Source organism: Lepagella muris (genome assembly GCF_004793975.1).
In the GTDB taxonomy this organism is placed as follows: Bacteria; Bacteroidota; Bacteroidia; order Bacteroidales; family Muribaculaceae; genus Lepagella; species Lepagella muris.
The window spans coordinates 1-21312 of record NZ_SRYB01000021.1; the positions used below are offsets into that span (position 1 = coordinate 1).

The window sequence follows — 21312 nt, forward strand, 5'->3', positions numbered from 1 at the left end:
TTCATCGTTATTTTCCTTAAAAAAATTCACAAATCAAAATAGTTTAGACAACTTCAATAATAAAGAATGGCGACGGATATAATAATTTGAAATTTTTATATCAAAATTTGGTATATTGCTAAATTTAGTGAAATCCTGAAATGTGACCATTATATATAATCATAAATTGCAGGTTTAAAAATCAATAAAAGGAGGTTACATATATTATATTATCCCCATTTTGGCTTTCAAATATGTATCAAAAGCATTTCAAATTGTAAAATAAATTAAAAAATATCTAAAATTAAACATTGCTCGGATTCGTGTGGCATACTTTTGTGCCAAAAAACCAACACATAATTTAACCTAACAAAATTGATGCGCATGATAAAACATGTAACGATTTTCCTATGTATGCTGTTTGTATTCATAGGTGTTTCGGCTCAAACTAAAACACTGACCGGAACAGTGAAAGATGCCAATCAGGAACCGTTGATTGGCGTAAGTATTGTAGAGAAAGGCACATCAAACGGCACGATTACCGATCTTGACGGCAACTTCTCTATCAAAGTTAACCCTAAATCTTCGCTTGTATTCTCTTATGTGGGATATGCCCCGCAGACGATTGTTGTTGGCTCGCAGGATCATATTAATGTTGTGATGAGAGAAGACAACAAGGAGCTTGAAGAACTCGTGGTCGTGGGTTACGGCGTGCAGAAGAAGAGTGATGTGACCGGATCCATCTCCTCCGTATCTGCAAATGATATAAAAGGTCTTGCCACTACTGATGCCGGTGCTGCTCTTCAGGGAAAGGCTTCAGGCGTGCAGGTGCTCAATTCATCCGGTGCTCCGGGTGAGGGTGCAAAAATCCGTATACGTGGTTACTCATCCAACTCCGGACAGCTCGGTCCGTTGTTGATTGTAGACGGTCTTAAGGTAGACAATATTCAGTATCTCGACCCCTCTATGATCGAATCTATGGAGGTGCTGAAGGATGCCGCTTCCGCTGCCATATATGGTGCCGAGGCGGGTAACGGTGTGATTCTCATCACTACAAAGAATGGTAACGTGCGCGACGGACAGCCGAGAGTGATATATTCTTTCAAGGCTATCAACCAGCGTCTTGGTAAGACTCCCGAAATCTTCGGCGCGAAGGATTGGATCCGTTATAAGGAACTATCCGGCTACGACATGAAGAAACTCTGCTCTGACAATGGCGTGAATTATGATAATCCGGCTGAGACCGACTGGATTAAAGAAGTGTTCGAACCCAGCTGGGCTACACAACATTCTGTGATTTTCCAAGGTGGAAACGAGAAGGGTAATTTCTTCACCTCAATCAATTATATTGACAATGACGGTATCGTGAAGGGGAAGAAGGATACCTATTCCCGACTGACCGCACAGCTCAATGCGGAATATAAACTTTATGATTGGATCAAGGTGGGCACCAACACCTCTATCGAGAGATGGCACACCCGCAGCATCACCCAGCAGAGTGCATACGGCTCAATGCTTGCCCCGGCTCTGCTTCTTGACCCTCTGACACCGGTATACTGGGAGAGCACGAAAGATTTCACTGCCGACATGATGACTCAGTATGAGGCTGATCCCTCCATGATTAAGATTGCTCCCAATGGTAAATATTATGCCACTTCAAAATTCCAGACTGACGACAACGGCAACCCTATCCTCCAACTTGACCGCAACAATCAGAAGAACTCCGGATTCACTGTCAGAGGCACAGGTTTCCTTGACTTGATGCCGTTGAAAGGTCTTGTGCTGACTTCCCGTTTCTCTTATCGTATCTCGCAGCACAACAGCCACAATTATGCGGAACCATATTATATGAACGGTCAGGCAAAGGCAACTGACTATGAGATCTCGGCTGCTGCAAACAATGGATACTACTATCAGTGGGAAAACTTCATCAACTATAACAATTCTTTCGGGAAGCATGATATTGGTGCCATGATCGGTATGTCATTTACACAGACAAAGACCGACAACGTATCGGCTTCTGCAAAAGGCACCGGTGGCAGCAAGATTCTGAACGGCGACGGTCCTCTCTTCCAGTATCTTGATTTCGTGAATTCCGCAGAGACCACGACGAAGAGCATTGGCAATATCATCGGACTTGCAACAAGTCTCTCATACTTCGGACGTGTCATGTATGCCTACGACAACCGCTACAACGTACAATTTAACTTCCGTGCCGATGCATTCGACACTTCCAAACTTCCCGCTAACAAACGTTGGGGTAAATTCCCTTCTGTGTCTGTGGGTTGGACCACATCTAACGAGGCATTCTTCCGCGACAATGTGAATCCATCCGTGATGTCCTTCCTGAAAATACGTGGTTCTTGGGGTAAGAATGGTAATATCAATGTGTTGAACAATTATCCCTACGTATCGCCGATCAGCTACAACAGCGCATGGTATCAGTATGGAGATAATCCCAACCAGTATTATGGATCGTATCCTACAGGTCTTGCTAACCCCGACCTGAGATGGGAAACTTCCGAGCAGTTCGACTTGGGTATCGACATGAGATTCCTTGACGGTCGACTCACTGCCGGTCTTGACTACTACAACAAGAACACTAACGACCTTCTTATCCAGATCAATCCGGTTCCGGAGGTTTACTCCAATACCACCACCATCAATGCCGGTAAGATCAACAACCGTGGTTTCGAGCTTGAACTCGGCTGGCGTGACAATATCGGTGATTTCAGCTACAGTGTGTCAGCCAATATGTCAACTCTCCGCAACAGGGTCACTTATCTTTATGATGACATTGCTCGCATAATCACTGCAAAGGGTGGTGTAGACGGCACCAACAACATGGTCAGCAGTGCTATGGAGAGAGGTCACTCGATATGGTATTTCCGTGCGTATGACTACGCCGGCGTAAATAAGGAGACAGGTGCCCCAATGTTCCGTAATGGTGCAGGTAATATCGTATCTTCATCAGAGCTGACAGAGGAGGATATGACCGACATAGGCTCGGCAATTCCGAAGGTCACATACGGCGTTACTCTTAATCTTGCTTGGAAAGGCTTAGACCTGACAGTGTTCGGTACAGGCGTTGCCGGCAACAAGATCTACAACGTGCTTTACCGTGCCGACACCCCGATGCGAAACTCTTTGAAATACTATATGGATAATGCATGGACTGCCGACAATCATAATGCCAAGATGCCGGAGGTGGGTCAGGTGGCTCACGACCGCAATTTCTGGAGTTCAAGCGCATCCATGTTCAATGGCTCATACTTCAAGATCAAGCAGATACAGCTCGGCTACACCGTGCCTAAAGAGCTTACAAGAAAAGCCTTTATCAAGGATCTGAGGTTCTTCGTATCTCTGGATGATTTCTTCACATTCTCTAAATATCCCGGTATGGATCCCGAGACTGCCACAACGTCCAACAATGGCGCTGCCGGATATGACATAGGTTCTTATCCGACAATGAAGAAGGTGACTTTCGGTGCCACTATCGGATTCTGATCAAGTAATATTAAAAAGAAAAAAAGACAACATGAAAAAGATATTGTTTTCCCTTATAGGATTAGGCGCGACTCTCTTCATGGGAGGATGTGAGGATCGTCTCGACATAGATCAGAAGGGCGTCATTGCCGTCAAGGATTTCTATAATACCGATGATGATGCACAGAATGCCTGCAACAACCTCTATCAGTCGTTCTGTCTTAACATTGCGGGAGTAGGAACACATGGTATATATGTCGCGCTTCCGGTACTCTTCAACGAGGCGGGCGACGACATGCTTGCCGCAGGCAACATGTATGGCGACAATGACTTTGCCGCTCAGATAAATGAATTCCGCTATGATTCGCAGAACGAGGTGATAAAGCACTCTTACTGGGGATTGTATGCCGTGATCTACGATGCCAACCTCATCCTTGACCATGTGGCTGACGACACAGATGTGAAACGTCGCGTGAGAGCTGAGGCGCGTGTATTACGTGCGTGGGCACACTTCACGCTTGCCATAGGTTGGGATTGTCCGCCGCTCGTGGATCATATCCTCCCCCCGGATACCAAGCCGACAAACTTTGAAGGCGGTCACAAGGCTCTTCTTGAATGGTGTGCAAAAGAGGCTGAGGAATCTGTTGCGGATCTTGATGAGCGTACTGATCCATCCGATAAGGTGGGTGCTTCCAAGGTGACTAAAGGTCTTGCATTGACTCTTGCCGGAAAGGCGCGTCTCTTTATGGAGGATTATGAGAATGCCAAGAAGGATCTAAAGCAGGTGATCTCTTCCAATAAATATGAACTCGTGCCTACTGATCGTTGGGCGAACCTGTTCCATGCTTCAGGCGATCTCTGTGAGGAGATGATATTCCAGGCGAACTGTCTGGAGAATCCGAATATCGGGGACTGGTCAAACAAGATTCAGCGCACGTCGTGGATGTGGATACAGTTCTGGAACTGGCGTACCGACAAGCTGGCTTCCCGACCCTCATTTATAGGCACAGATGGCTGGGGCGGACACTCAATCCGTGAGGACTTTGCTGAAAGGATGCTTGCTAACGATGGCGATTCTCCGCGTCGTAAGGCTACTTTCCTCACTCCCGATGAGTTCCTCTATGAGATGGATTGGAACGGTGCTCAGGGTCTTACCCGCGAACAGCGTGAGACAAGTGATCAGATCGGCATCAAGGATGCTACAGGTCTGTATGGCTTCGGTGGATATTTTGCAAACAAGATTGTGGCTTGGCCGGAGGATAATGAGAAGGGTTGGTATGGTTTCAAGAACCTGACGATCTTCCGTTATGCAGAGGTGCTTCTGATGTATGCCGAGGCTTGTGCCGTGACTGGCGATAACGATGGTCTGCAATATCTGCAGGCTATTCAGAAACGTGCCGGATCAGCTCATATCTCATCTCAGCTCACTCTTGATGAGGTGAAGAACGAGAAGGGTTATGAGATGTGGATCGAGGGTGTGCGTTTCCCCGATATGGTAAGATGGGGCGACACCGATGGCGTTGTCAACAACGGTAAGAATATCCCGTCTACCTACGACGCGTTCTTCACAAAAGGGGAGCCGAAACACAGGATATACGTGGAATACTCTAATCCTAACCAGGGACGCTCCGGATTCATCAAAGGGAAACATGAATATTTCCCCTTCCCGTATGATGCCACTTCGATCAACCCGAATCTGAAGCAAAATCCCAGCGGTGAATAAGAGACAATAGGGAAGTAGGTAATTTAATATAAGGGAGGTTCCCTTCTTGAGCCACGTGCTCCTGAGGGGAACTTCTTATTTGTGATAATACAACTGATTTTTATGAAATCTCAAATTTTTAAGAATATCACGGCAGTATCGCTGTTGATTTCCGGGGTGGCGCTGGCAGATGCGCAGGAGAGCTCTACGCCGACTCCACCGGAGTTCCCTCCCGTGAGACAGGACTACGTGATACAGACGCCCACATATCTCTCCGATTATTTTGAAGAGGGCACGACGCCTCTTATTTCTCCCGATAGCACAGGATTTATCCGCCGATGGAGTGTGCTGGAGCCTATCGAGAAACCCAACCGTTCGAACGCAGTGTTTACCGACAGTTATCTTGACGATGTATTCTCGACGGAGTATTTCAAGGGGCAGCTTCAGTTGCCCCCTAAAAACGGGGCATCCGTCAAGGTCAACGGTAAGAAACTGAAATGGCATGCTCTCGACAGCAAGCTGGATAACTACAAGCTGTATCGTTTCTCGGCTGCACTGAAGAAGCCTGTGTATGGCATAATCTTCTTCGCCGTCACTACAATAAATTGTGATGAGGATATTGAGAATGTGCGTCTCTCCGCCGGTTCTAATTCCGCTTCAAGATGGTGGATAAACGGGGAAGAGGTGCTTACCCTTTCCGGCGACCGGCGTATGGTGGCGGATGACGGTGCTTCAAAGCGTCTTACTTTGAAAAAGGGGAAAAACACGATATGGTGTGCGGTCATCAATGGTCCGGGCATGAGCGATTTCTGTGCCAGGTTTATGGATGAGTCAGGCAGACCGGTAGACAATTTCACAATCAGTTATCAGTAAAGCGAAGATGAATAGAAGAATATTATTGGGCGGATTTCTGGCAATGGCATCCGCTATCCCTACATTTGCCCTGGATGGCGCACCATATATCCACGACCCATCGACGATCGTGAAGTGCGACGGGAAATACTATACGTTTGGCACCGGAAGAGGTGGCCTGATATCTGACGACGGCTGGACGTGGAGAAGCGGCGCGGTACGCCCCGGCGGGGGTGCCGCACCAGATGCGATAAAGATAGGCGACCGTTATCTTGTGGCATACAGTGCCACCGGTGGTGGTCTGGGCGGCGGTCATGCAGGTCAGGTGCTGACGATGTGGAACAAGACTCTTGACCCTGACTCGCCCGACTTCAAGTTTACGGAGCCGGTAGAGGTGGCGCGTTCGCTCGATGATGAGGATTGCGATGCTATTGATGCCGGATTGCTGCTCGACCCGACTACCGGACGCTTGTGGCTCTCTTACGGCACGTATTTCGGTTTTATCCGTATCGTGGAGCTCGACCCTGCCACGGGTAAGCGCGTGGAGGGTAATGAGCCGGTAGATGTGGCGATAGATTGCGAGGCTACCGATCTAATATATCGCGACGGATGGTATTATCTTCTCGGCACTCATGGCACCTGCTGCGACGGTCCCAACTCTACGTATAATATCGTGGTGGGGCGTTCGCGCAACGTTACGGGTCCGTATCTCGATAATATTGGGCGCGACATGCTGAAAGGTGGAGGAAAGATGGTGATAGCTGCCGGCGACCGCAATACCGGTCCGGGTCATTTCGGTCGCTACATAGAGGATGACGGAGTGGAGAAGATGTCGTTCCATTATGAGGCTGACTTTGACCGTGGCGGCAGAAGCGTCCTTGCCATACGTCCTCTGCTCTGGAAGAATGATTGGCCCGTGGCAGGTGAGCTTTTGAAGGAGGGCACATACGAGATTGAGTCGGAACGACGTGGGTATGCCCTTGAGCTGGCTGTGGATTTTGTCAGGATGGATGCTCCGCGTGTGCCGTTTTGGGAGGAGCCTAAGGAACCGTTGGAGCCGTTGAAATCACAGACTCTCGAGGAGGTGATCTCCACATGGCCCGAAGGTGAGATTGCCGTGAGAACAGGCGACTACATGTTCCGCCCGCACCAGAAATGGACAATCACTGCCGTGCCGGAGGCTGGTGGGTATCTTGGCGGACAATATTATAAGATTGAGATCGAGGGTACGCACAGGGCTCTTGCAGCTACTGCCGATGCCGAGGTTGTGGCTGTACCGGAGTTTACCGGTGCCCCCGAACAGTTGTGGCGCATAGAGCAGCTGACCGACGGCACTTACCGCATAATGCCGAAGGTGGTGCCGGGCACTGATGAGCAGCTTGCTCTTGTGGCTACTGCCGACAGCACACCCACTCTCGGACATTTTGATATGGATAGTGATAATTCCAAGTGGAGTTTCCACGTTAGATAAGAAATACTCTAACCTGAAATCAAATAATGAAAGGATTGTTTAAGAGGATATTATCCTCGGTTTTTATGGTTGTTGTGTCGATGGGTACGGCAGTTGGACAGAACCCGATTATAAAGGGGCAGTTCACTGCCGACCCTACCGCACGCGTGTTTAACGGGAGGATGTACCTGTATCCGTCGCACGACATAGAGAGTCCGATAGATGAGCTGAAGGAATGGTTCTGCATGGAGGATTATCACGTGTTCTCCTCTGATAACCTGACGAATTGGACTGACCATGGGGTGATAGTGTCACAAAACCGTGTGCCTTGGGTCAAGCCGGATTCGTATGCCATGTGGGCACCTGACTGTGTTGAGAAAGACGGTCGTTACTATTTCTATTTCCCGGCGGCTCCTGCCGGTGAGGAGAGGGGATTCAAAGTCGGTGTGGCTGTCGGTGATAAGCCAGAGGGTCCCTTCATGGCGATGCCCCGTCCGATAGAGGGGATAATGGGCATTGATCCCTGTGTGCTTGTTGATGATGATGGTAAAAGCTATATATATTGGTCGGGAATGGGGATGAAGGGGGCTCAGCTTGCCGACAATATGATGCAGCTCTCTTCCGAGCCCGTCATGATAGAGGGCTTGCCAGAAGGATTCAAGGAGGGACCATTCGTATTCAAGCGTGAGGGGAAATATTACTTCACTTTCCCTTGGGTGAGAAAGAAGACGGAGACTCTTGCCTACGCTATGAGCGATTCACCCCTCGGTCCGTTTGAGTTCAAGGGTATAATCATGGATGAATCCCCTTCCGGCTGCTGGACTAATCATCACTCCATAGTGGAGTATGATGGAGAATGGTATCTCTTCTATCATCACAATGATTATTCCCCTGACTTCGATAAGCGCCGCTCAACACGTATTGACACTCTCAGTTTCAATCCAGACGGCACGATACGCAAGGTGACGCCTACACTGCGTGGAGTTGGCGTGAGCGATGCCCGCAGCAGGATTCAGGTAGACCGTTATTCCGACGTGTCGAAGAAAGGCGTGTCGGTTGATTTCCTTGACAAGAGTAATCCTTTCGACGGATGGAAGGTAAGGATCGGAAAAAAAGGCTCATGGGTGAGATATAATTCAGTTGATTTCGGTGAGCGTCCTGCCCAACGTGTCATGGCGAATGTGCGCTCGGCTAAAGGGGGAGTGCTCAGGATATTGGCTGACGGTCTTTCCACCGAAAACGTTATCGGCGATATCAAGGTGCCGGCGGGTGGCGGTTGGATGGAGATTTCTGAGTCGGTCAACGGTGCCCCTTCTGGTGGAATCCACGATCTATACGTGGAGCTCGCCGATGGAAATGACGTTGAGGTGGATTGGATAGGTTTCGATGCAATGCCGTTGACGGAGGGTGCATTTCAAACCGGGGCATATCGTAATCTGTTTGCCGAGATGGGTTATGACCCTAAGGAGATAGATAGACGTCTTGACGATATTTTCAATGAGCTATTCTTTGGCAAGAACCGAATATATTTTGAGGTAGGCGACAGCATGGGCTATGTCAGCGACCTGAAGAATAAGGATGTGCGCACCGAAGGTATGTCTTACGGCATGATGGCGGCTGTTCAGCTCGACCGGAAGGATATATTCGACCGTCTGTGGAGATGGACGCGTCGCTACATGCGTCATGATGATGGCGACAACAAGGGGTATTTTGCATGGAGCTGTAAACCCGACGGCACACGTAATGCCCATGGTTCTGCCTCAGACGGCGAACTTTATTTCGTGACGGCATTGGTGTTTGCCTCAAACCGATGGGGTAATGACACCGGGATTGACTATCTTGCTGCCGCACGCGATATAGTGGATAATTCAATGCTGAAGGCTGGTAAGGATAATGCCGTGCCGTTGATTAATCTTGAGCACAAGTTGATAACGTTTACACCTGACCGTTGGGGAGGCAGGTTCACCGATCCCTCCTACCACGTCCCGGCATTCTATGAGGTGTGGGCGGAATGGCTTGGCGACGGACGGTCAAAGTTCTGGAAGGAATGTGCAGATAAGAGTCGCCGGTATCTTCATGACTGCACGCATCCCTCTACGGGTCTTACCCCCGACTACAGCAATTACGACGGCTCTCTGTTGGGAAGGAATATGCCGATAGGGGATGCTTTCCGGTTTGACTCATGGCGTGTGCCGATGAATGTGGCGTTGGATTATTCATGGTCATGTGCCGACCGCGACTGGCAACGCGGATATGTGGAGCGGTTGCATGATTTCCTTTACTCCAAAGGGATAGATGAGTATGTCGACCAATATAACGTGGATGGCACAGACGTGAAGGAGATTCTCGGAGCAGGGGAGTATAAGAAGTTGCGTCATTCGCTCGGACTTGTGTCGACAGCTGCCGCAGCCTCTCTGGTATCGACCGACATGAAAGGTTATGAGTTTGCTCAGAAATTGTGGAATGCACGCCATGAGCCGTATGACGACGGTTATTTCGATGCATACTATGATGGTTTGCTGCGCCTTTTCTCATTTATGCACCTGAGCGGAAACTACAGAATCATTTTCCCGGAATCAAATTAATAACTTAAATGGTTTAAGGTTTAAAGTTTATGGTTTATTGTCATTGAATTTTGTATAATTGAAAAGATTCGAGGATTCCCGTGAATCTTAAACCTTAAACTATAAACTATCAACCACTGAAGTGTAGCTTGCGAAACTTCAGTTAATGACACAGATCTAACTAAATTATATTAATATATGAAACATTATAAAGTGTTGGGAGCGTTCTCGATATTGCTGATGATTTCGTCGGCTGCATGCGGAGGTAAAGGCTCTCAGAAGGAACAACAGGTGGAGGAGACTACGGATTCGGTAAAGACATTTGTATTTGCCGGCAATCCTCTGGTTCGTGATAAATTTACGGCAGACCCTGCCCCGATGGTGCATGATGGTCGTTTGTATCTCTATGTAGGGCATGACGAGTATTATGAGGGTCAGGACACGGCTTCCGGTGGCAAGGAGTTTAATATCACGGAGTGGCTATGCTATTCCACCGATGATATGAAGACATGGACAGACCACGGCAGTGTGTTGAAACCCACCGACTTCAAATGGGCTGTAGGTGAGGCTTGGGCTTCACAGGTGGTTGAGAAGGATGGCAAGTTTTACTATTACACCACAGCACAGGGTGGTGAGCCGTATGTAGGCAAATGTGTCGGTGTGGCAGTCAGCGACTCTCCCACAGGTCCGTTTAAGGATGCGATTGGTAAGCCTCTTGTAAGCGACGATATGACAGACAATGGTGCACGTGGATGGTGGAACGACATTGACCCGACAGTGCTGATTGACGGCGACGACGCATGGCTCTGCTGGGGCAACGGCACATGTTTCCTTGCAAAACTCAAACCCAACATGACAGAGATAGACGGGGAGATAGAGGTGATCGACCTTCCCCGTTATGTGGAGGGACCGTGGCTTCATAAGAAAGGCGACATCTACTATCTGACGTATGCCTCCATTGGAAAAGGACAGGAGACAATATCTTACGCTACCGCACCCTCTATGAAAGGTCCATGGACACCTCGTGGAGAATTGACCGGACCGGCAGAAAACAGTTTCACGATTCATCCGGGAATCATAGAGTTTAACGGAGAATGGTATCTCTTCTACCATAACGCGTCGCAGGAGATAGACGGACACAAAGGAGCAATCGGACGTCGTTCAGTATGCGTCGACACCCTTCGCTACGACGCCGACGGACTGATGCTACCCGTGCGCCAGACCTCCGGCAAGTAACCCCGCCCTACAAGACACCTCTCATAATAAGGCATCCCTCAGAAAAGGTAGCCTTACCCTGAAAAGCCGGTTCATCTATCAGAAAAGATGAGCCGGCTTTCTGTAAATACGTATCGTTTGTATCGGTCTGTATCGCTTGTTTCACCCCGATACAAGCGAAACAAACCGATACAAGCGAAACAAACCGATACAAGCGAAACAGCGAAACAAGCGAAACGGAATATCACACTAAGAAAAAAAAGGAAATGAAAGAAATTATTTTTTTTGTTTTAAATATTTGAAAATTAATAAATTTCTTTTGATTCTTTTATTTCTTAGTGCAAATATCATGTGTGATTCAAGTGTGGGTGAGGGAGGTATTGGGCACTTCTATGTGGTGAAAAATTGAAACTCACGTATTCATTGCAGATAATTCAGTAGAATTAATTATCTTTGTAACATAAGTCTGTGATAAGATTGAAGGCACCTACGCGAATTGAAAACCCGACATGGAATAAGAACTTGAGGAAGCGGATTTTATTTGGTATGATTAATAAAATTATGTTGCGAAGCGATTTTATTTGGTATGATTAATAAAAATTCTTATATTGAACGAGAATTTGGGAACTTGGTGAAGATACAAGACAATTATCCCAAGTATGTGGTTTCCATGGATCCCATATCCACTCCCAAAGACTATGAGGGCATCACGCATATATCCCTCCGGAGATTCTTGCTAACGGATTCACTATAGAAGATATTATTATCCTCCGGTTCTGTCGGATTCAAGCGATTCAAGGGTGTGGTTAGAGATAGAGAGGTATTGGGCACTTCTATGTGGTGAAAAATTGAAACTCACGTATTCATTGCAGATAATTCAGTAGAATTAATTATCTTTGTAACATAAGTCTGTGATAAGATTGAAGGCACCTACGCGAATTGAAAACCCGACATGGAATAAGAACTTGAGGAAGCGGATTTTATTTGGTATGATTAATAAAATTATGTTGCGAAGCGATTTTATTTGGTATGATTAATAAAAATTCTTATATTGAACGAGAATTTGGGAACTTGGTGAAGATACAAGACAATTATCCCAAGTATGTGGTTTCCATGGATCCCATATCCACTCCCAAAGACTATGAGGGCATCACGCATATATCCCTCCGGAGATTCTTGCTAACGGATTCACTATAGAAGATATTATTATCCTCCGGTTCTGTCGGATTCAAGCGATTCAAGGGTGTGGTTAGAGATAGAGAGGTATTGGGCACTTCTATGTGGTGAAAAATTGAAACTCACGTATTCATTGCAGATAATTCAGTAGAATTAATTATCTTTGTGGAAGATTACTTAACATGAATATGTGATAAAAATTCCCTAAATAGATATGATATGACAAGAAGAGAGAAATACCCGATAGGACAGCAATCTTTTGAGGTGCTTCGTGATAAGGGTTACGTCTATGTTGACAAAACCCGTTTCATTGAGGAGATATTGGAGGGTAGCCAATATTACTTCCTTGCTCGCCCACGTAGATTCGGTAAAAGTCTCTTTCTGTCAACTCTGAAGTGCTTCTATGAAGGTAAACGGCATCTTTTTGAAGGTCTATATATCGATTCTATTGATTGGGAATGGGAACCGTATCCGGTTTTATACATTGACCTAAATGTTGTCAACTATGATTCCCCGGAATCATTGAGTATATTGTTGGAAAATCACCTTGAACGATGGGAGGAGAAATATGGAGTTAAGCGTATTGCCGGAAGTATTGCCAGCAGATTTACAAATGTAATACACTCAGCGTATAATACTACCGGTAAACGTGTAGTGATATTGGTGGATGAATATGACAAACCGTTGGTAGGACATCTCTCGGATAAGGATGGATTTGAGCGATTCCGGTCAGACCTTGCAGCATTCTATGCCAACTTTAAAAGTTGTGCAGATTTCATTGAATTGGTTTTTATCACCGGTGTCAGTCGGTTTGGAAAACTGAGCGTATTTTCCGGTCTTAACAATATCAAAGATATATCATTCGACAACAGATTCAGCGATATTTGTGGAATCTCCGGAGAGGAATTGTTAGACGTGTTCACTCCCGGAATCAAGAACTTGGCGGAAGCCAACGGACAATCTTTTGAAAAGGCGTGCAATGAATTGAAGCATCGTTATGACGGCTATCGTTTCGCCAACAAGGGGAAGGATATATACAATCCTTATTCCTTATTAAACGTGATAGATTCTGAGCAATATGGAAATTACTGGATTGAATCCGGACAACCGACCATTTTGAAAGATCAACTGACCCGTTTTAACGTAGATTTGGAATCATTGTTGCACCCATGTTGCAGCATAGAGGCATTGAAAGGACTCGACCTTGACAATCCTCATCCCATAGCATTACTCTACCAGACTGGTTATCTTACAATCAAATCATACAATCCGTCAGACAGCCTATACACATTAGGCATCCCCAACAAGGAAGTAGAAGAGGGTTTCCTGATGTTGATTTCTGATTGGAAAGTCAGCAAGTAGAATATAACAAGTAGGATATAAGATGAATTCTTATATACGACGGGTCTCTTCATCCCTTTTTATGGGAATGAAGACTTTCTGCCTGTAACGTGTTTCCTGTCACCTATTACTTGTAACCTTGCGCAAAGCGCAGCGCACTGTTTGATGCTGCAAAGTTAAATCAGGGGAATCTTATGGATATGTTATTTTGAAACTGACTATACCCATACCCCGATTCTGTCAGGTCCTACTGATTCACTTGTATCGGTTTGTATCGCTTGTATCGGTACTGATACACCGATACAAACCGATACAAGCGATACAGAAGATTGCACTAAGAAAAAAAGGAAATGAAAGAAATTATTTTTGTTTTAGATATCTAAAAATGAAGTTTAGACAACTTCAATTAATAAATTTCTTTTGATTCTTTTATTTCTTAGTGGAATTCAAAAAAATAAGCCTAATGACTTGAAAATTCAGGGTCTATCCCGGACGATGATGCCGGGTGTATGGTGCGTAGGGAACCTCTAATTGGATATGTCCATTTTTGAAAGGTAGGGTCTAAAGAATTAAGAGAGGTATCATGGCGAGTATAATATCCGATAAATCAGCGTAAATAACTGAATTGTCGGATATTTTAGCTAACTTTGCATTATCTAAACCAAGCAATATAGTAATGCAGGAGAACTATAAGCCCAATGCTCTTGAAACAGTCCCAAATAAAGTTTCAAATGCCGACAATGAGATCATAATATATCAGCCCGATTCTACAGTGAAACTGGAGGTCAGATTGGAGAATGAAACGGTGTGGTTGACCCAACAACAGATTGCCGATTTGTTTGGAGTAAAGCAACCTGCAATATCCAAACACTTGAAGAATATATTTGAGAGTGGAGAGCTGGATGAAAATTCAGTTCATTCCATTTTGGAATATACTGCGTCAGATGGAAAAACATACAAGACAAAGTTTTATAATCTGGATGCCATTCTTTCTGTTGGATACCGTGTCAATAGCAAAAATGCCACGGTGTTCAGGCAATGGGCAAACAAGGTGCTGAAAGAATATTTGTTACGTGGTTATAGCGTTAACCAACGGCTTTTTTATATGGGAAGTCGAATGGATAATAGATTTATGGAATATGATAAGCGACTTAACCAACTTTCAGATAAGGTAGATTTCTTTGTGCGTACATCTGTCCCACCCGTAGAGGGCATATTCTTCAACGGGCAGATTTTTGATGCCCATGTATTTGCCAGCGGTCTTGTTAAATCAGCGCGAAAGCGGCTTGTGCTGATTGACAACTATGTTGATGAATCCGTCTTGATATTGCTTGACAAGAGAACGGATGGAGTGAATGCCATGATTTATACCCACAGTATTTCCAGACAGTTCCGATTAGACATAGAGCGTCACAATCGGCAGTATCCGGCGATTGATGTGAAGACCGCTGCAAATATTCACGACCGCTTCCTGATAGTGGACGATGAACTGTATCATATCGGAGCCTCAATCAAAGACCTCGGCAGAAAGCTCTTTGCCTTTTCAAAAATGGAAATGAAGCCGGATATTATCCTCAATAATCTTTGATTCTATTTCCATTCCCTCCATCACGTCGGAAACGAAAACAGAGTGGTTTAATAGCGAGTTATAGCGACTGATATTGCAGAAATATAAAAGGTTACTTTTATATACGACGGGTCTCTTCATCCCTTTTTATGGGAATGAAGACTTTCTGCCTGTAACGTGTTACCTGTCACCTATTACTTGTAACCTTGCGCAAAGCGCATTGTTACATTGCGCGAAGCGCAGCGCACTGTTTGATGCTGCAAAGTTAAATCCGGGGAATCTTATGGATATGTTATTTTGAAACTGACTATACCCATTCCCCGCTGTCGGGTCCTGCTTGTTTCGCTTGTTTCACTTGTTTCACTTGTATCGGTACTGATACACCGATACAAACCAATACAAACCGATACAAGCGATACAGAAGATTGCACTAAGAAAAAAAGGAAATGAAAGAAATTATTTTTGTTTTAGATATCTGAAAATGGAGTTTAGACAACTTCAATTAATAAATTTCTTTTGATTCTTTTATTTCTTAGTGCAAATATCATGTGGAATGATTAAGGAGAAGGGTGTGACCCCAAGACCGGATGTCAGAAAGGTGTATAGCTTCCGATGGGACAATGGAGTTCAGGTCACATTCGGTAAACTTCCATGGGAATGGGGTCCATCTGAAGATTGGTGATCTTACTCTGAAAAGTTGGCTCATCATATTTGATAGATGAGCCGGCTTTTTGTCAATACCCGTATCGCTTGTTTCGGTGTTTCGGTCGTTTCGGTCGTTTCGGGGCGAAACAAGTGAAACGGGCGATACAGGTGAAACAAGCGAAACAAGCGAAACGGGAAGATGGGACGGGGGATGGTGAGGAGTGGTGAGTGGTGAGTGTCTTCGTCGGATTGGTGTGATTGTTTTTTGTGGATTTGATTTTGTTTGCTAAATTTGCAATGGAGTTTATGTGACTTCATTGTATTTGTCATCATCTTAAATGATTCAGCCTGTGCCTAAGAAAGTGTATATATATGTGATGGTGATGCTTTCATTTCTTTGTCAGGAAGCATACGCTGTCAGTAGCCTTAGAATTGACTCTCTTATGAATAAACTTGACAGTGTGGTCGCTGACCGGGAGAATTTCTCGCGTCTTAGGGAAAGCCATATCGCCACATTGAAGAGGGATCTGAAAGCTGCTACTGATGATTCCGTCAGATATGAATTGCTCGGAAATCTGTTTGACACTTATAAACCATATAATACGGATTCCGCTTATTATTATTCTCTTCAAAGGGAGAATGTGGCACGAAAGATCGGTAATCCAGTGTTTGTGGCAAATGCCAGAATGAATCAGGCGAATGTATTGTCGGCAGTGGGGATGTATCATGAGGCTATGTCGATTGTAAACTCTATTGATGCGGCTATCCTTCCCGATTATCTGCTGCCACATTATTTCTATACGAGGCGTACACTTGCCGGTAATCTTGGTGATTTCGCGGCATTCTCAACAATAAGGGCAGAGTATAACGCCCTTACAAATTCCTACCGTGATTCCGTGATGTCGGTCAATGACCCGGCTTCGTTGGCATATATAATCACGAAAGCTGATAAATATAATTCTTTCGGGCAGTATGATAAGGCAGTGGAGACCATGAATGACTTCATGTCGAAGAATGATCTTTCCGAACATGAGAAGGCTATATGCGCGTGGACATTGGCAGAATCTTACAGGTATCTTAATGATGCGGAGAACCAGAAGGAGCAACTGATCATATCCTCTATCGGTGATCTGAAGGCTGCCGTCAGGGAATATGTGTCATTGCGCCATCTTGCATTGTTGCTGTATAAGGAGGGGGATCTGGAAAGGGCATACAGATTCATGAATATCGCGATGGATGATGCCACAAAATGCAATGCCCGCCAGAGAATCGTGGAACTCAACGGGGCTTATCCGGAGATTTCGGGAATCTACGTCGATAAGATCAAGAAGCAGCAACATTCATTGATGGTGGCGTTATGGATAATAACGTTTCTGTCGCTTGTCGTGGTCGTGACGCTGGTCTACGTGTGGAAACAGATGAAGGTTATCTCCAAATCGCGATCAGATTTAGCGGTTGCAAATGATAAGCTCAATAGTCTGAATGAGGAGTTGATGACTTCAAATGAGAATCTGAGTGTGGCGAATGTCAAATTGAGCGAGAGCAACAGCCGTCTCAACGAGGCGATTGCCGGATTGAGTGAGGCGAACAGGAAACTCAGCTGCGCGTATAAGGAGATTGCAGAGAACTCCAGTCTGAAGGAATTCTATATCGGCAGATATATGGAGGAGTGCATGTCGTATATCGACAATCTTGATTCATATCGAAAGTCACTGCTGAAACTTGCCGGAACCGGTAAGCTTGCCGATGTAAAGGATAAGCTGAAATCAACTGAGATCCTTGATGTGTGTCTTAAAAATTTCTATGCTGATTTTGATTCCACATTCCTCAAACTGTTCCCTACCTTTGTGGAGGATTTCAACAAGTTGCTTCTTGATGAGGAGAGGATTGTGCCGAAGAGGGAGGGGGCACTCTCTACAGAGTTGAGGATATTCGCTCTTATCCGTCTGGGCATAACAGATAGCGACAAGATTGCGAAGTTCCTCCATTACTCGCTTACCACCATCTATAACTATCGTACGCGGGTGCGCAACAAGGCAAGGAACGAAAGGGCTGCACTTGAGGCTGAAGTTATGAAAATCGGTCTTGCAAAGGATGCAAAAAATACCCTCTGAAAGCTCATTAATCACTCTCCAAACACTATATATTTAAAGGCATTGTTTATTATTATTGGATTGTTAATCAGTATTTTGATTTTATAAAATCGGCTTCTGTCACTACTTTTTAAATCACTGGCGTTGACGGGGGATGGTTCATTATATAATTTTGCGGTAACTCAAAATCGATCATGAGATACTTAACAAATTAATATTATGAAACCCCAGAAACAATCATGGAAAATTTCCTTTCTGCTGACCTTGGCATTTATATGCGGCGGTCTTGCGCATGCTCAGCAGATCAGTGTGTCGGGCACAGTGACCGATGCCTCAGGAGAACCGATTATCGGTGCAACAGTCATGGCGGAGGGTACTGCCAACGGCACCTCCACCGATCTTGACGGTAACTATTCAATCACGGCGGATGCTCTCGGAATGCTTAAATTCTCGTATGTGGGCTACACCACACAGAGCATAGCGATTGAGGGCCGGTCGGTGATAAACGTGACCATGACCGAGAGTGCAGAACTTCTTGACGAGCTTGTCGTGGTGGGATATGGCACCATGAAGAAGAGCGACCTTACAGGTGCTGTAGGGTCAATCGGCGGCAAGGATATAAAGGATGTGCCGGTGAATAACGTCGGTCAGGCACTGCAAGGAAAGATTGCCGGTGTCAATATCGTGGGTGGTGAGAAACCGGGTGATAACGTTACCATAAAGGTGCGCGGTCTCGGATCAATCAACAATTCCGATCCACTTGTGGTGATCGACGGTGTGCCTACCGATCTTGGGTTGAATGCAATAAACCCACAGGATATAGAGCGTCTTGACGTGCTGAAGGATGCTTCCGCCACTGCAATCTACGGTTCACGCGGTGCGAATGGCGTAGTGATGATCACTACGCGTAAAGGTGTCGCAGGCACTTCTCGCTTATCCGTATCGGCAAATGTGGCATTCTCTAATGTATCCAAGAAGATGAGTCTGCTGGATGCCGCCGGATATGCCTCACTCAGCAATGACATGCTTTCTGAAGCCGGACATAATACGAATCCCGCATGGGCGGATCCTTCATCACTTACCGCCTCTACAAACTGGGTTGACGAGTTGCTGCGCACGGGTGTGATGCAGAACTACAACGTCAGCTACTCCGGAGGTAATGACAAGGCTCATTATTATTTCTCGGCAGGTTTCCTCAACCAGTCAGGTGTGGTGGATCACGTTAACTACCGTCGTTTCACATTTCAGGCTAACAATGACGTGAAACTGAAGAGCTGGCTGAAACTTTCAAATAATCTGCTTTTCAGTGCCGATATAAAGAAACAGGGCTCATATAGCATGTGGGATGCCATGCGTGCACTCCCTACATTCCCTGTAAAGGATGAGGATGGCGAATGGAGTGGTCCGGATGGTAATTCAGAATGGTATGGCAGCGTGCGCAACCCGGTTGGCTCCAACGATATGTACCGCAGCTCAACCAATGGCTATAATTTCCTTGCTAACATTGCAGCGGATATCACGCTTGTGCCGGAATGGCTACAGTTCAGATCTCTGTTCGGTTTTGATGGCAAATTCTGGTTTGACGACAGTTTCTCTCCCAAGTACAATTGGAAACCCACCCCTGTGGAGGAGAGCACACAATATAATAGCTCCAACAGAAACTTCACATATCTTTGGGATAACTATTTTACGTTTGACCATAAGTTCGGCAAAAATTCACTTAACGTGATGGCAGGTATGTCGGCTCAGTGGAATCATGCCTATTGGATGAACGGACAGATGAACGGCTTCCTCTTTGACACTGTGCATCAGCTTACAAATGGTGAGAAGATATATAATCTCGACGGATCACAAAGTGAGTGGGCATTGCTCTCCTATATGGCACGTGCGAATTATGATTTTGACAACAGATATTTCCTGACAGCTACGGTGCGTCGTGACGGTTCAAGCCGTTTCGGTCCGTCAAACCGCTGGGGCACATTCCCCTCAATGTCGGCAGCATGGAAGATTTCATCAGAGAGTTTCTTCCCGCAGGATATCGCACTCAATGATCTTAAATTGCGTCTCGGATGGGGTAAGACCGGTAGCCAGGCATCGGTTGGCAACTACGATTACATCCAGACCCTCGTCACTCTTCTCTATCCCTTCGGCACCACTCTCGACAATGCCGAGCAGTCTGCCCTCTATTCTCAGGTGCTTGCCAATTCCGGCATACATTGGGAGGAGATTGAGCAATTCAATGCAGGTGTTGACCTCTCTTTCTTTAATTCGCGTATCAACGTCAGCCTTGACGGATATATCAAGAATACGAAGCAGATGCTCGTGAAGGCGGCTTTCCCGATCACCACCGGATTTGAAGATACGTTTGACACCTATACCAACGCCGGAAAGGTGCGCAACATAGGATGGGAACTTTCTGCAAGTTCTGTAAATCTTACCGGAGAACTCGGTTGGGAGACAGACCTTAACGTCACCTACAACAAGAACAAGATCATCGACCTCAACAGCGACACCCCGCTATGGCGCAATCAGTTTGGCGGTGCGTATGCCACGATGCTTGCGGCTGACTATCCAATCAACGTGTTCTACGGATACGTCACTGACGGAATATTCCAGAATGCGGATGAGGTTAAGGCGCATGCCGTGCAGCCGGGTGCGGAAGCCGGCGACATACGTTTCCGCGATCTCAACAACGACGGCATAATCAATGAGAATGACCGCACGGTTATCGGAAACCCCAACCCGACATGGCTCTTCTCTGTGAATAACCGCCTAACCTACAAAGGTTTTGAACTCTCGATATATCTTCAGGGAGTTGCTGGCAATAAGATATACAATCGCACGCGTTCGGTGATGGAGAGCATGTCGGCAGCCTACAATCAGGCGGCATCCACAGCCAACAGATGGTATGGCGAAGGCACTTCCAACAGTATGCCGCGTGCAGTATGGGCAGATCCTAACGGCAATAACCGCATAAGTGACAGATGGGTGGAGAACGGAAGCTATCTGCGTCTGAAGAACGTGACTCTTGCCTATAATTTCCCCGACAAATGGTTGAAGCGTATCAATTTTGAGAATGCGAGGATTCTTGTTTCATGTGAGAATGTGGCTACAATCACGGGTTATAAGGGTCTTGACCCGGAGGTTGGTATCGACGGTATTGACTATTCAAGTTTCCCACCGTCAAGAGTATTCAACATCGGACTTTCCGTCAATTTCTAATCACAACAAAATCAGACCAG

General features: G+C 46.0%; 11 protein-coding genes. All 11 read left to right on the forward strand.

Going from position 1 to position 21312, the window contains the following annotated elements; translation table 11 throughout:
- Positions 1-363 precede the first annotated feature (363 nt).
- The 11 genes from E5331_RS13270 to E5331_RS13315 all read left to right on the forward strand — a co-directional run bounded on the left by E5331_RS13270 (position 364) and on the right by E5331_RS13315 (position 21292).
- The gene (locus tag E5331_RS13270; RefSeq protein WP_275441209.1) at positions 364-3486 is read left to right on the forward strand and encodes a SusC/RagA family TonB-linked outer membrane protein; all 3123 of its coding nucleotides are present in this window, start codon (positions 364-366) and stop codon (positions 3484-3486) included.
- 31 nt (positions 3487-3517) lie between these two features.
- The gene (locus E5331_RS13275) at positions 3518-5188 is read left to right on the forward strand and encodes a RagB/SusD family nutrient uptake outer membrane protein (protein ID WP_123481539.1); all 1671 of its coding nucleotides are present in this window, start codon (positions 3518-3520) and stop codon (positions 5186-5188) included.
- A gap of 102 nt (positions 5189-5290) precedes the next feature.
- Positions 5291-6040: an acetylxylan esterase gene (locus E5331_RS13280; RefSeq protein ID WP_123481538.1), complete on the forward strand. Its 750-nt coding sequence runs from the start codon at positions 5291-5293 to the stop codon at positions 6038-6040.
- Positions 6041-6083: 43 nt separating this feature from the next.
- On the forward strand, positions 6084-7490 hold the full coding sequence (locus tag E5331_RS13285) for a family 43 glycosylhydrolase (RefSeq protein ID WP_275441218.1): 1407 nt from the start codon (positions 6084-6086) through the stop codon (positions 7488-7490).
- A 26-nt stretch (positions 7491-7516) separates the two neighbouring features.
- Positions 7517-10054 carry a glycosyl hydrolase family 8 gene (locus E5331_RS13290; RefSeq protein ID WP_136013262.1) on the forward strand — a complete coding sequence of 846 codons (2538 nt, stop codon included), beginning with the start codon at positions 7517-7519 and terminating at the stop codon, positions 10052-10054.
- Between the two features lie 177 nt (positions 10055-10231).
- Positions 10232-11269 carry a glycoside hydrolase family 43 protein gene (locus E5331_RS13295; protein WP_169477676.1) on the forward strand — a complete coding sequence of 346 codons (1038 nt, stop codon included), beginning with the start codon at positions 10232-10234 and terminating at the stop codon, positions 11267-11269.
- A 1374-nt stretch (positions 11270-12643) separates the two neighbouring features.
- Entirely contained in the window at positions 12644-13786 is a 1143-nt protein-coding gene (locus tag E5331_RS13300; protein WP_135985346.1) for an ATP-binding protein, read from the forward strand.
- 655 nt (positions 13787-14441) lie between these two features.
- Entirely contained in the window at positions 14442-15353 is a 912-nt protein-coding gene (locus tag E5331_RS13305) for a virulence RhuM family protein (protein ID WP_123481534.1), read from the forward strand.
- A gap of 532 nt (positions 15354-15885) precedes the next feature.
- Positions 15886-16014, forward strand: coding sequence for a hypothetical protein (locus E5331_RS20760; protein WP_275441210.1), 129 nt, complete (start codon positions 15886-15888; stop codon positions 16012-16014).
- A 313-nt stretch (positions 16015-16327) separates the two neighbouring features.
- Positions 16328-18091, forward strand: a complete 1764-nt coding sequence (locus E5331_RS13310; protein ID WP_135985348.1) for a DUF6377 domain-containing protein — start codon at positions 16328-16330, stop codon at positions 18089-18091.
- Between the two features lie 198 nt (positions 18092-18289).
- Complete coding sequence (locus E5331_RS13315; RefSeq protein ID WP_135985350.1) at positions 18290-21292, forward strand: SusC/RagA family TonB-linked outer membrane protein; 3003 nt, start codon at positions 18290-18292, stop codon at positions 21290-21292.
- Positions 21293-21312 lie beyond the last annotated feature (20 nt).

Coding starts and splice junctions, on each gene's coding strand:
- E5331_RS13270 (WP_275441209.1), top strand. CDS start 364: ATGATAAAACATGTAACGATTTTCCTATGTATGCTGTTTGTATTCATA.
- E5331_RS13275 (WP_123481539.1), top strand. CDS start 3,518: ATGAAAAAGATATTGTTTTCCCTTATAGGATTAGGCGCGACTCTCTTC.
- E5331_RS13280 (WP_123481538.1), top strand. CDS start 5,291: ATGAAATCTCAAATTTTTAAGAATATCACGGCAGTATCGCTGTTGATT.
- E5331_RS13285 (WP_275441218.1), top strand. CDS start 6,084: ATGGCATCCGCTATCCCTACATTTGCCCTGGATGGCGCACCATATATC.
- E5331_RS13290 (WP_136013262.1), top strand. CDS start 7,517: ATGAAAGGATTGTTTAAGAGGATATTATCCTCGGTTTTTATGGTTGTT.
- E5331_RS13295 (WP_169477676.1), top strand. CDS start 10,232: ATGAAACATTATAAAGTGTTGGGAGCGTTCTCGATATTGCTGATGATT.
- E5331_RS13300 (WP_135985346.1), top strand. CDS start 12,644: ATGACAAGAAGAGAGAAATACCCGATAGGACAGCAATCTTTTGAGGTG.
- E5331_RS13305 (WP_123481534.1), top strand. CDS start 14,442: ATGCAGGAGAACTATAAGCCCAATGCTCTTGAAACAGTCCCAAATAAA.
- E5331_RS20760 (WP_275441210.1), top strand. CDS start 15,886: ATGATTAAGGAGAAGGGTGTGACCCCAAGACCGGATGTCAGAAAGGTG.
- E5331_RS13315 (WP_135985350.1), top strand. CDS start 18,290: ATGAAACCCCAGAAACAATCATGGAAAATTTCCTTTCTGCTGACCTTG.